12 protein-coding genes and 1 tRNA gene are annotated in these 12,490 nt (G+C 56.5%); 12 read left to right on the top strand and 1 reads right to left on the bottom strand.

Annotated elements, in window-relative coordinates; all coding sequences use genetic code 11:
* The first annotated feature begins 216 nt into the window (after positions 1-216).
* The 6 genes from pgm (at position 217) to HMPREF2708_RS08580 (ending at position 4,823) form a co-directional block, all read left to right on the top strand.
* Complete coding sequence (pgm, locus tag HMPREF2708_RS08605) at positions 217-1,872, top strand: phosphoglucomutase (alpha-D-glucose-1,6-bisphosphate-dependent) (RefSeq protein ID WP_070833891.1); 1,656 nt, start codon at positions 217-219, stop codon at positions 1,870-1,872.
* A 54-nt stretch (positions 1,873-1,926) separates the two neighbouring features.
* Positions 1,927-2,367, top strand: a complete 441-nt coding sequence (locus HMPREF2708_RS08600) for a MauE/DoxX family redox-associated membrane protein (RefSeq protein ID WP_070833890.1) — start codon at positions 1,927-1,929, stop codon at positions 2,365-2,367.
* A 131-nt stretch (positions 2,368-2,498) separates the two neighbouring features.
* Positions 2,499-3,230: a DsbA family protein gene (locus tag HMPREF2708_RS08595; protein WP_070833889.1), complete on the top strand. Its 732-nt coding sequence runs from the start codon at positions 2,499-2,501 to the stop codon at positions 3,228-3,230.
* A gap of 174 nt (positions 3,231-3,404) precedes the next feature.
* Positions 3,405-3,480 (top strand) — tRNA-Ala (locus tag HMPREF2708_RS08590).
* Between the two features lie 134 nt (positions 3,481-3,614).
* A complete protein-coding gene (locus tag HMPREF2708_RS08585) occupies positions 3,615-4,049 on the top strand; it encodes a pyridoxamine 5'-phosphate oxidase family protein (RefSeq protein ID WP_070833888.1) in 435 nt (144 codons plus the stop codon).
* A 246-nt stretch (positions 4,050-4,295) separates the two neighbouring features.
* Positions 4,296-4,823 carry a TetR/AcrR family transcriptional regulator gene (locus tag HMPREF2708_RS08580; protein ID WP_070833887.1) on the top strand — a complete coding sequence of 176 codons (528 nt, stop codon included), beginning with the start codon at positions 4,296-4,298 and terminating at the stop codon, positions 4,821-4,823.
* 128 nt (positions 4,824-4,951) lie between these two features.
* On the opposite strand, the gene nadE is transcribed toward HMPREF2708_RS08580, so the two are convergent.
* A complete protein-coding gene (gene nadE, locus HMPREF2708_RS08575) occupies positions 4,952-5,803 on the bottom strand; it encodes an ammonia-dependent NAD(+) synthetase (protein WP_070833886.1) in 852 nt (283 codons plus the stop codon).
* 38 nt (positions 5,804-5,841) lie between these two features.
* On the opposite strand from nadE, the gene HMPREF2708_RS08570 reads away from it, so the two are divergent.
* From HMPREF2708_RS08570 to deoD, 6 genes are all read left to right on the top strand, one after another.
* Positions 5,842-7,323, top strand: a complete 1,482-nt coding sequence (locus HMPREF2708_RS08570) for a sugar porter family MFS transporter (protein WP_141762936.1) — start codon at positions 5,842-5,844, stop codon at positions 7,321-7,323.
* A gap of 251 nt (positions 7,324-7,574) precedes the next feature.
* Positions 7,575-7,697, top strand: coding sequence for a type B 50S ribosomal protein L36 (gene ykgO, locus HMPREF2708_RS08565; protein ID WP_005511141.1), 123 nt, complete (start codon positions 7,575-7,577; stop codon positions 7,695-7,697).
* Between the two features lie 754 nt (positions 7,698-8,451).
* Positions 8,452-8,676, top strand: a complete 225-nt coding sequence (nrdH, locus tag HMPREF2708_RS08560; RefSeq protein ID WP_005511161.1) for a glutaredoxin-like protein NrdH — start codon at positions 8,452-8,454, stop codon at positions 8,674-8,676.
* An 85-nt stretch (positions 8,677-8,761) separates the two neighbouring features.
* Positions 8,762-9,184 (top strand): class Ib ribonucleoside-diphosphate reductase assembly flavoprotein NrdI, encoded by a 423-nt coding sequence (gene nrdI / locus HMPREF2708_RS08555; protein ID WP_070833884.1) that lies wholly within the window; start codon positions 8,762-8,764, stop codon positions 9,182-9,184.
* 174 nt (positions 9,185-9,358) lie between these two features.
* Positions 9,359-11,503 (top strand): class 1b ribonucleoside-diphosphate reductase subunit alpha, encoded by a 2,145-nt coding sequence (gene nrdE / locus HMPREF2708_RS08550; protein WP_181895394.1) that lies wholly within the window; start codon positions 9,359-9,361, stop codon positions 11,501-11,503.
* A 234-nt stretch (positions 11,504-11,737) separates the two neighbouring features.
* On the top strand, positions 11,738-12,463 hold the full coding sequence (gene deoD, locus HMPREF2708_RS08545) for a purine-nucleoside phosphorylase (RefSeq protein ID WP_070833883.1): 726 nt from the start codon (positions 11,738-11,740) through the stop codon (positions 12,461-12,463).
* The last annotated feature ends 27 nt before the right edge of the window (positions 12,464-12,490 follow it).

The following is a 12,490-nucleotide window of genomic DNA, read 5'->3' as shown; positions in this document are numbered from 1 at the left end:
AGGTGTTGCCGTCGGCACGCGACAATCTACCTACTGCACCCTATTGCAGGGGCGAGTTTGCCTTACCGAGTAGTTCTTGCCATGCGCGCTGTCCCTAAAACGGGGACACTGGAGAGAAGGAAGCGCATCTAAGTTCGGTTTCCCCATTCCGGCCGGCTGGTCGGCGGTGAAATCGGTGGTTGCGCAGTTCGCCGATTCAGCAGGAGGATACCCACAATGGCTCATGAGCGCGCCGGGCAATTGGCCCAGCCATCCGACCTTATCGATGTCGCGGAACTGGTCACTGCTTACTACACAAAGCACCCGGACCCGAATAACCCCGACCAGAAGGTTGTCTTCGGTACTTCCGGTCACCGCGGTTCCTCCCTCGACGGCGCTTTCAACGAAGACCACATTCACGCCACCACTCAGGCCATCGTGGATTACCGCAAGGGCCAGGGCATTGAAGGCCCACTGTACGTTGGCCGCGATACCCACGGCCTGTCCGAGCCGGCAATGATTTCCGCCCTCGAGGTGCTCACGGCCAACGGCATCACCGTGATGGTTGACGCGCAGGATCGCTACACGCCGACTCCGGCTGTCAGCCACGCGATTCTGACGTACAACCGCGACGTGGAGGGCGGTCCGACGGGGAGTAGCTCCGCGCGTGCCGACGGCATCGTGATTACCCCCTCCCACAATCCGCCACGGGATGGTGGTTTTAAGTACAACCCGCCGACCGGTGGTCCGGCGGATGCAGATGCGACGGACTGGATTGCAGCTCGTGCCAATGAATACCTGGCTAAGGGCCTGGATGGGGTTAAGCGCCAGCTGGTGGATAAGGCAGGAGACCTCGTCGTAAAGCACGACTACCTCAATGCGTACGTGTCGGACCTGCCGAATGTTGTCAACCTCGACGCCATCCGTGATGCCGGCGTGCGTATCGGTGCTGACCCGATGGGCGGTGCGTCGGTGGATTACTGGGGCGCAATTGGCGATGCGCATAACCTAAACCTGACTGTGGTCAATCCGCTGGTCGATGCGACCTGGCGTTTTATGACGCTGGATACCGACGGCAAGATTCGTATGGACTGCTCTTCGCCGAATGCGATGGCATCCTTGATTGGTAACCGCGATAAGTTCGACATCTCCACAGGTAATGACGCGGACTCGGATCGCCACGGAATTGTTACCCCGGACGCGGGTCTGATGAACCCGAACCACTACCTGGCCGTTGCCATTGATTACCTCTTTGCACACCGTCCGGGCTGGTCGCAGGAGACCGCGGTCGGTAAGACGCTGGTGTCTTCGTCGATGATCGACCGCGTCGTTGCCAATTTGGGCCGCAAGCTCGTGGAAGTGCCGGTCGGTTTCAAGTGGTTCGTCCCGGGTCTCCTCGGTGGCACCATCGGTTTCGGTGGTGAAGAATCCGCTGGTGCATCGTTCCTGCGTCACGACGGCACTGTGTGGTCCACCGATAAAGACGGCATCATCCTGGACCTCCTGGCCAGCGAGATTAGGGCCGTGACCGAGAAGACTCCATCGCAGCTCTACGCAGAGCTCGCCGATAAGTACGGTGCCCCGGCTTACGCCCGCACCGATGCGGACGCAACCCGTGAGCAGAAGGCAGTCCTGAAGAAGCTCTCGCCGGAGCAGGTCAAGGCCGACACCCTGGCAGGGGAGACCATTACGGCCAAGCTGACTGAGGCGCCGGGCAATGGCGCTGCGATTGGTGGCCTCAAGGTGGTTACGGAAAACGCATGGTTCGCGGCGCGTCCGTCGGGCACTGAAGATAAGTACAAGATCTACGCGGAGTCCTTCAAGGGCGCAGATCACCTGGCACAGGTTCAGGCTGAGGCGCAGGACGTGGTCTCGGCAGTTCTGAACGGGTAATCGGTAGCCGCTGGGCTAGTTGTAAACAGTTAGCCTGTACTAATATTTCTATGCATGAAGAATTTCGTAGGCGTGGTGGCACGATTCGGCCTGGCTGCAGTTTGGTTGTACTCGGGTCTTATCAAACTGCTGAACCCGCTGGAATCGCGTCAGGCAGTGCAAGCTTATGAGCTGCTGCCGAGCGATTTGGTGCCGATGGTAGCGGTTGCGCTGCCCGCCTTCGAAGTCATCCTCGGACTCTTACTGGTATTGGGGCTTTTCCTGCGTCCGGTAGCAGTGCTGTCGGGGCTGCTCTTACTGGCGTTCATCGGCGGCATCATCTCGGCGTGGGCGCGCGGCCTGCAGATTGACTGCGGTTGCTTTGGTGGCGGTGGTTACGACGAGAACGCTGGCCCCGCTACGTATCTGACGGAAATCGCCCGAGATATAGGTTTTCTGGCCTTGGCTGTATTTGTGTACGTGTGGCCGTGGAAGAAGTTTGCCATTTACGCCTAGCCCACTGGCTAGAGGGGAAGCCTAGGGGATAGGTCAGGGGGATGGACCCTAGTGATGGGACCTAGTAACCATTTCCTTTTTCTCAGGTGCAATTGTGTCATTGGCAAGAAAACACCGCTATCGTAAGCGGTGTGAGTCAGAAGATTAAGAATCCAAATGAAAAGAGCAGTGGCTTCGTCGTCGGCCTGATTGCTCTTCTTGCTGTCGTTGCAGTTGTTATTGGTGGCGTTATCTACATCGGCCGGTCGCAGCCGATTGAGGGGCTGCCAGATGAGGACGTCGACTTCTCCGTCGCACTCGACGGCGATGCCATCCGACTGAGCAAGGACGGCGCCGAAGGGGCTAAAACAGCCACGATTTTTGAGGACTTCTCGTGCCACTACTGTGCTCAGATGAGCGAAGAGGGCCACGAGGATGAGCTCAAGGCGCTAAACGACGGCAAGCTAGTCGCTGAATACCGCACGCTGAACTTCCTGGATGGTCAGGAGAAGGAGCAGCGTGACGGCCACTCCACTCGCGCCTTCGCGATTGCCCGCAAGATTGCTGAGACCGGGGATGCTCGCGCATATTGGAACTTCCACACAATGATGATGGCTGACCAGCAGAACTCCGTCACGTGGGACAATGATGAGCTGGCTGACCGTCTGGAGCAGCTCGGTGTTGCTGACAATATTGTCAGCGAAGTCCGCTCCGGCATCGACACCACCGAGGCCAAGGCAAGTGCAAACGCCAACTTCGATGACCTTGAGAAGCGCTTGGGCAAGGTTTCCTCGCCGCACGTCTTTGTCGATGGCAAGGATATTCTGGAGAACATTTCCGGTGATGGCGGACTGGGGCAGTGGGTCAAGGTGGCCCTGCGCTAGGTTCCGTGCGCGCTCACACGATTCATCTTCAGTTCATGTACGGTAGATCCCTCTGGAGTACTCGGTGAATGCGTAAAAGAGTGTTCTACATGCGGATTTGGTGATACATGACAGTGCCATGTAGCCTTTGAGGAGTCCACAGCGGAGGGTGAAAGCCACTTCGATGTTGATTCTGGGGCTATGGCGCAGCTGGTAGCGCATCACACTGGCAGTGTGGGGGTCACGGGTTCGAGTCCCGTTAGCTCCACCAGTAGGAAATCCCTCGGTCGAAATGACCGGGGGATTTCTTGTATCTACCCTGGGTAGTGTGCTCGCCGTTTACCTCAGTGATTGGTAATCCGTATGGCTGTAGCAACTTTGTCTAAACGGTGGAATACTGGGGGTATGGCATACAACGACTCCGTCATTCAGAAACTGTCCACCGAAGAGTCCCTTGAGCTGCTGGCTACGCAGACATTTGGGCGCCTCGTTGTTCGTCGTAAAGACGACATGGATCTTTTCCCGCTCAACTACGTCGTTCATGACGGGAGCATTTACTTCCGCACTGCCGAGGGGTCGAAGCTCTTTACTGTGTCTCTGAACCACGATGTTCTCTTTGAGGTCGACTTTGTTGACAAGGATGCTCAGAAGGCATGGTCGGTCATCGTAAAGGGTGACGCAGAGGTTCTCACCTCCCGCGCTGATATTAACGCTGCAGATGAGCTGCCGCTGAAGCCCTGGCTTCCGACGTTGAAGTACAACTACGTGCGCATTACCCCGAACGATGTTTCCGGTCGCCGTTTCCACCTCGGGGAGGAGCCTAATCGCTACGAAGTGTAGTGGTGGCATATGGCGCTTTGCTTTACGACGGTGGAAGCTCCGTCGTGAAGCAAAGCTAGCAGCGTGCAAAGGTAGCTTTTAACGGCTGAGCACCGCTGTTAGCTGTTTTTTAAAAATTGTTGGGTTAAATTACCCAAAAGCGCCCTAAGTGAGATTCAAGGCGTTACAGTCGCAAATGTGACGTGCACCATAGAATCGACCGATGGGGTGCCAGCGCAGCCCGATGTGCGCAGGCAGTCTCCACGTATGCAGAAGATCGTAGATGAAGCGCGCGCGATGCTGCGCGAATCGGGTTGGAGCGCAATCAGTATGCGCCGCCTAGCGGCGCGACTCGATGTGAAGGCGCCATCGCTGTACAAGCACATCAGCGGCAAGGAAGAGCTCCTCCAGCTGCTGCTGACCGAGAGTCTCGAGAATCTGGGCAAGCGTATTCATGCTGCCATTGATGAGGAATGCACTTCGGCGTCTCTGCTGCAGGCGTACCGCCAGGCAGTTCTCGACGATCCGCATGGTTACCGGCTGATGAGTCGCACCAATTTCGTGAATGTCGTCTCGCCTTCGTCATTGGATGCTTGGATTCGCGATGCATTCATTAAGGTTGCCGGCGATGAGCCTAAGGGATTGGCCATGTGGGCGTTCGCCCACGGTTTGGTGACCGCCGAGCTCGTCCAGGAAGGTTCACCTGCGCTGGAACCAAGCGCCGAAGCCGGTGCGGCAGACAGCTTGGCCGCAGTTGGAGCTATTTGGGACGCTGGCGCGGAGGCCTTCTCTTAAGGGTTTTCTCTTAAGGGGTTTGCTGCTCTGCACGGGACGTTAATCCAGCACCCCTCAGATGGGCGATAGTCGGCGGGGAAGTTTTTGGGCCGGATGGCAGTGCTAGATCGGTGGCCCGGGACAGTAGCTTAGTGCCACCAGGAATCGGCCGGTCCGGGAGGGACGGCTCGCTTGTGCCGGGAGATGGAGTAGAGATGCTCGATTCGCGCGGCATCCTCATCTGAGACGGCCTTGCCTTCGAGGTAGTCGTCGATGGCGGTATAGGCCACCCCGAGTGCAACTTCGTCGGGAAGCGCAGGGCGATCTTCTTCCAGGTCGGCCGTCGGCACCTTCTCCCACGTACTGGCTGGCGCGCCGAGGTGACGGAGTAAGGCCGCGCCCTGGCGCTTGCTCAGCCCCTGCAGCGGGACGAGGTCGCAGGCGCCGTCGCCGTGCTTGGTGTAGAAGCCGGTGACAGCCTCCGCGGCGTGATCTGTGCCGATGACCAAAGCGCCGTCAATACCCGCCACTGCGTACTGGGCAATCATGCGCATGCGGGCCTTAATATTTCCCTTGTTGAAGTCGCTGATAGCGCTGCCGGCTAGGGCATCAGTGACCTGGGCGGTCATCGCGGCGGTGGCCGGTTCGATATCGATAGTTAGCCTTTGGTCAGGCTGAATGAATTGCAGTGCCACCTGTGCGTCGTCCTCATCGGCCTGCACGCCGTGGGGGAGGCGAATGGCAATGAAGGTGGCATCCTCGCCGCCGTCGCGAAGCTTTTCGACGGCCAACTGCGCCAAGCGGCCGGCCAGCGTGGAGTCCTGCCCGCCGGAGATGCCCAGCACGAATCCCTTGGCGTGAGCGGTGCGGAAATAATCGCAGAGAAAATCGACTCGGCGGTTAATTTCCGCGGCGGCATTGATGGTGGGCTGGACGTGGAGGTCATTAATAATCTCCGACTGGAGGGGGTGTGGGAAATCCTGTGTGCCTACTGGTGTCATGAGCCTCACTCTACCGCTAGTTCAGGACAGGAAAAGGGATGATTTTCCTGCTAGAAGAGTGCCAAAACTCTCATCTTTATCGAGTAAGTGCTGTTCGGATAGGGGGTCTTTGGCCGGACGGTGGCAAGATTTCCAGCGTGAGTACAACCGAACAGAATAAGACTGGACCGAACCGGGAAACCACCACAACTCGGTCGATAGCCGTGGCTATCATCGCCGCTCTGGGCGGCCTCCTCTTTGGTTACGACACCGGTGTCATCTCGGGCGCGCTGCTGTATATTCAGCGCTCTTTTGAGCTGACTCCAGGACAGGAGTCCACTGTTACCGCCATGCTCTTGGTCGGTGCGGCTATCGGTGCGTTCCTAGGTGGTCGCGTAGCGGACTCCCTGGGGCGCCGTGGCACCATCCTGCTCGGAGCGGTCGGCTTCATCATCGGCAGCATCTGGTGTGCTTTCGCTACTAGTGCGTTTTCTCTGGGCGCTGCGCGTACTTTGCTCGGCGTCTGTATCGGTGGTGTTTCCATCGTCGTGCCGATGTACATCTCCGAAATGGCACCACCGCATGTGCGTGGACGCCTGGTGAGCCTGAACTCGCTGATGATTGTGATTGGTCAGCTGGTGGCGTTCCTCACCAACTCCGCACTAGCATCTTCCGGTAACTGGCGACTCATGCTCGGACTTGGTGCTGTTCCCGGCATCGTGTTGCTCATCGGCATGCTGGTTTTGCCTGACACGCCGGCTTACCTCGTCCGTCGAGGTCAGGAGGGCAAGGCGCTGGCAGTGCTGCGTCAGATGCAGGGGAGTCAGGCGACGTTGGCTGAGGTTGCCGTTGGTGAGGCGTCGTCTAGCGCCGATCAGCGTGCAGCTGAGCGTCTGGCCCTCAAAACCCCGTGGGTGCGACGCACGGTCATCATTGCGATGCTTATTGGTGTGACACAGCAGGTCACGGGCGCGAACGCGATTATGTATTTCGCGCCGACGATGATGAACAAGGTTGGCTTGTCGACGGAAAGCTCTGTCTATACCTCCATCATCATCGGTATCGCCTCGGTGATTTCGTGTGCAATTGGTATGAGCATCATTGACCGCATTGGTCGTCGGCGAATGCTGATTATCGGTTTGGTGGGCTGTGCGAGCTCGCTGCTCGTGCTGGCGCCCGTCTATGGTTTGTCGAGTAACTCTTCGACGGGGGCCATGATGTCGCTTCTGCTGATGACTGTATTTATCGTGTTTCAGCAGGCGGCTGTGTCGGTGGCGACCTGGCTCCTGATTTCCGAGATCATCCCGACAGAGGCCCGTGGCCTGGGTATGGGGCTGGCAGGGCTCGCACTATGGGTTGCGAACTGGTTTGTGGCGCAGGCTTTTCTTCCGATGGTGGATGCTGTCGGTGGTGCGTGGTCGTTCTTCTTCTTTGCCGCCACGGGCGCAATTGCGCTGGTATTCACCGTCAAGGCGGTGCCGGAGACCTCAGGTAAGACGCTTGCCGAGGTCCGCGAGTACATGATTGCTGCTGCCAAGTAGAGAAGTGGAAGCAGCTGCAACGTGGGGAGTCGCGATCTTGGGGTTGACTGTGAAGGAACATGTTTCCCCCGGATTTTTGGAGTTATTCCGCTTATTAGGTAGTATGGCAACTCGTGTCGTAACGCATACTCTTTGATATTTCTTCGGATTATCAGGAAGGGTGCGTTGCCAGGCAGTCACTGGGGTGATTGTCCGGGGAGAGTGCAGTGTGCACATTCCCGTTTCGGAGCCGAGTAGAAAGGAGCGCCCGAATGAAGGTCCGCAAGTCCCTTCGGTCGCTGAAGAACAAGCCGGGCGCTCAGGTCGTGCGCCGTCGTGGCAAGGTCTACGTGATCAACAAGAAGGAGCCGCGCTTCAAGGCCCGCCAGGGCTAAGCCTTATTTAGGCTAGCGCGAAGCAAATAGCTTCCTCATTTATTGCCGAAACCGCAATCTGAAGTCGCAGTTTTACTGTGGCTGAAGGTTGCGGTTTTTGGTTTTTGGAGGGGGTAGGTTCAGGCGGTGACAGCGTTTATGGCGGGGGGGGGGGGTGGGGCGATGGAAGTTACTGACTACGCTTATGTCAAAAATGGCCCGAAAAATGGCTTGAAAGTGTCATAAACTCGCACAGTTTCACATTTGCAGCCCGTGTTCACATGTGCAGCCCGTGATTTTGAGATCGCTGCGGAATCCGAAGTTGGGTAGGGGAGGGGGCAGGGCAGGGCAGGGGTGCTGCGGTGCCTGGTATCGGTGTGATTGGCCTCGAGCCGTCTTGCAGTAATTGGTTTAACCAAAATGGACCGATAGTTGTTTTTCTACGATTTTCTAGAATTTTTAGCGTGAAATTACAAGGTTGTGGTGCGTCTGTGTACAACATCTTGTGCGCCAGAGATCTCCGAACAGGGAATACCATGGTTGTGAGTACTACATCTAGTATGACTAGAGTTTTCTAGGCACCAAGTGTAGTGTTTTCGATGTCGAGCCAAGGATAGCTAAAAGGGCCTGTCTGCCACCCGTACTCGGTTTCTCATGAACCCCGGGAGCTTTCGGTCATTCAACCAATCCGCTGATTCCTCGGCCGCTTCCGTTGTTTGTATGAAGTCGATCCGATTCATTGGTCTTACCCAAAGCCAGAAAGTTTGTGAGAGTCATGGTTACCGTTTACAGCAAGCCTGCATGTGTCCAGTGCCGCGCTACCACTCGTGCCCTCGATAAGGCTGGAATTGCCTACGATATCGTCGACATCACCATGGACGATGAGGCTCGGGATTACGTCATGGCTCTCGGTCACCTCCAGGCGCCGGTCGTTGACACTGGCACTGAGACCTGGTCGGGTTTCCGCCCGGATCGCATCAAGGCTCTCCAGGCAGCTTAAGAATCACACACCTCCCCGCAGATTTCGTTAACCGCACAGGAAACGGAGATTGCGGGGGTTTTGCGATGTAAAGGGTGAATCACTCATGCTGGTGGTGTATTTCTCCTCGGCGACGGGGAATACACACAAGTTTGTTGAAAAGCTAGGTATCAAAAATGCCCGCATTCCCATCCGTCGTAATGAGCCGGAGCTTATCGTCGATGAGCCCTATGTCCTCATTTGCCCGACTTATGGTGGCGGCGTTTCCATCAGCGGTGGTAACTCAAGGCCAGTTCCTCCGCAGGTCATCAAATTTCTTAATAACGAGCACAACCGCTTTTTCATTCGAGGTGTGATTGCTGCCGGCAATCTCAACTTCGGTGAGGACTTCTGTAAAGCAGGGGATGTCATCTCCTACAAGTGCAAGGTTCCATATCTATATCGCTTCGAGCTGATGGGAACCGACCACGATGTGCGGCGAGTCCGAGAAGGGCTAGAGGAGTTCTTCCACGGTAGAGCCAGCGCTTAAGTTGGCTAGCCTCAGTGTCGAGGGAAGGGGCACTGAGGACAACCGAATGGATACGCTCGCGGAAGCCGTCGTAAAGCGGTGTGCGAGGAAAATAGCTAGATTGGATTGCTCTGGGCAGTGTTTGAACAGACCCTGCGCAGGCAAATGAAGATTAAAGGAGTCAACGTGTCGGAAATGGGCAAGCAGGTCGCGGAGCCGGTGGGTGAGGACAAGCTGGATTACCACGCGCTCAATGCGCTGCTGAATCTGTACGGTGAAGACGGCAAGATTCAGTTCGATAAAGACCGCATGGCTGCGCGGCAGTTCTTCTTGCAGCATGTCAATCAGAACACTGTGTTCTTCCACAACTTGCGGGAGAAACTCGATTATCTGGTAGAGAACCATTACTACGAGGCCGAGGTTCTGGAGAAGTACGAATTTGAGGACGTCAAGGCACTGTTTAAGCAGGCCTACGCCCACAAGTTCCGTTTTCAGACTTTCCTGGGTGCTTACAAGTACTACACCTCGTACACACTGAAGACCTTCGACGGCAAGCGTTACTTGGAGCGCTACGAAGACCGTGTCTGCATGGTTGCTCTCACGCTTGCCGACGGCGACTTGGGGCTCGCGCAGCACCTGGTTGATGAGATCATCACCGGACGCTTCCAGCCTGCTACTCCTACATTCCTCAACTCCGGTAAGGCCCAGCGCGGCGAGCCGGTGAGCTGCTTCCTGCTGCGTATCGAGGACAACATGGAGTCCATTGGTCGCGCCATCAACTCCTCGCTGCAGCTGTCCAAGCGCGGCGGTGGTGTGGCGCTGCTGCTGAGCAACCTGCGTGAACAGGGTGCTCCGATTAAGCACATCGAGAATCAGTCTTCCGGTGTCATCCCGGTTATGAAGCTGCTGGAGGACTCCTTCTCCTACGCTAACCAGCTGGGTGCTCGTCAGGGCGCTGGCGCTGTCTACCTGCACGCGCACCACCCGGACATCATGCGCTTCTTGGATACCAAGCGTGAGAACGCGGACGAGAAGATTCGCATCAAGTCGCTGTCACTCGGCGTTGTCATTCCGGACATCACGTTTGAGCTGGCCAAGCGTAACGACGACATGTACCTCTTCAGCCCGTACGATGTCGAGCGCGTCTACGGTAAGCCGTTCGCGGACATTAATATCACTGAGAACTACGCGGATATGGTCGAGGACCCGCGTATTCGTAAGCAGAAGATCAACGCGCGTCAGTTCTTCCAGACCATCGCTGAGATTCAGTTTGAGTCCGGCTACCCGTACATCATGTTCGAGGACACGGTTAACCGCGCGAACCCGATTGAGGGCCGCATTAACATGTCGAACCTCTGCTCGGAAATTCTGCAGGTCAACACGCCGTCGACCTACAATGCGGACCTGTCCTACAAGCACGTTGGTGAGGACATTTCCTGCAACCTTGGCTCGCTGAACATTGCGATGACCATGGACTCGCCGGACTTCGGTCGCACCGTTGAGACTGCCATTCGTGGCCTGACTGCGGTCAGTGAACAGACTTCTATTGACTCGGTGCCATCGATTCGCAAGGGTAACGACGGATCTCACGCGATCGGCCTGGGGCAGATGAACCTGCACGGTTACCTTGGCCGCGAGAAGATTATGTATGGCTCGGAAGAGGGCCTGGACTTCACCAACGCCTACTTCGCAGCAGTGCTCTACGCTGTCCTGCGCGCATCCAACAAGATTGCTCGCGAGCGCGGTCAGAAGTTCGTCAACTTTGAGAACTCCGACTACGCCAGCGGCAAGTACTTCGACAACTTCGATCCGGCAGAGTTCCAGCCGAAGACTCAGCACGTCAAGGAGATCTTCGCGAACTCCACCGCACACATTCCGGACGCTGAGGACTGGGCGCAGCTGAAGGCCGACGTCATGGAGTACGGCCTGTTCAACCGCAACCTGCAGGCAGTGCCGCCGACCGGTTCGATTTCCTACATCAACAACTCGACTTCGTCGATTCATCCGATTGCGTCTCAGATTGAGATCCGCAAGGAGGGCAAGATTGGCCGCGTTTACTACCCGGCTCCGCACTTGGACAATGACAACCGCGAATACTTCCAGGATGCTTACGAGATCGGCTACGAGAAGATTATTGACACTTACGCGGTCGCTACCAAGTATGTTGACCAGGGACTGTCGCTGACCTTGTTCTTCAAGGACACGGTGAGCACTCGTGACCTCAACCGTGCGCAGATTTACGCATGGCGCAAGGGTATTAAGACTCTGTACTACATCCGCCTGCGTCAGGTTGCGCTGGAGGGTACTGAGGTCGAGGGCTGTGTATCCTGCATGCTTTAAGCAAGCGTGCTTGAGGGCTAGGCGTCTAATGCTTTAGCCGTAGCGCATTGAAGGCGCGAGAATTTCCCCGAGTTTTGTCGGGAGGTTCTCGCGCCTTTTTGTCACTCCACCCAATTGGGAACAAATGTAAATATTACTATTGACGGTTGTAATGTAGGTAATTAACCTGGGCAGTGGTACACCAATGTTCGCATAATTTTCACCCACGGCTAGTGGGAGAAGGGGCTGGAAGCCATGTCCGATACCACTGGTAAGAGCACTCCACACATCAACCCAAAGGGTGCGCCGATTGCAGAAACCATTTTGTTGCCAGGTGATCCGCTGCGTGCGAAGTTCATTGCGGAGACCTATTTGGACGATGTTGTCCAGTTCAACGAAGTTCGCAACATGCTGGGCTTTACCGGCACCTACCAGGGGCAGGAAGTGTCTGTCATGGGGTCCGGTATGGGTATTCCGTCTATCTCGCTGTACTCCTGGGAACTTATCCATGTTTTCGGCTGCAAGAAGCTGATTCGCGTCGGTTCGTGCGGCGCGTTGCAGCCGGAGCTGGACCTGTATGACGTGGTTATTGGCCAGACGGCGTCGACTGACTCCAATTTTCTATCGCAGTACAACTTGCCGGGAACATTCGCCCCGTCCGCGTCTTTCCGCCTGATTGAAGATGTTCGCGATCGTGCCCGCGAGCAGGGCATCACAACACACGTCGGCAACATCTTGTCCAGCGATATTTTCTACAACTTCCAGGATGATGTGAACGACCGTTGGGCACGCATGGGTGTGCTGGCGGTGGAGATGGAATCTGCTGGCCTTTATGCCACAGCCGCCGAGGCCGGTGCGGAGGCCATGGGAATCTTCACTGTGTCGGACAACATCGTTACCGGGGGAAAGACCACTCCGGAAGAACGTGAGAAGGCCTTCACGACGATGATGGAGCTGGCATTGCCGCTGGCTCGACTCTAGTGTCCTGGTCTGTAATCAATTGGCTTG

It is taken from the genome of Corynebacterium sp. HMSC073H12 (genome assembly GCF_001837775.1).
GTDB classification, from domain to species: Bacteria; Actinomycetota; Actinomycetes; order Mycobacteriales; family Mycobacteriaceae; genus Corynebacterium; species Corynebacterium amycolatum.
This window is presented reverse-complemented; position numbering and strand designations above follow the sequence as displayed.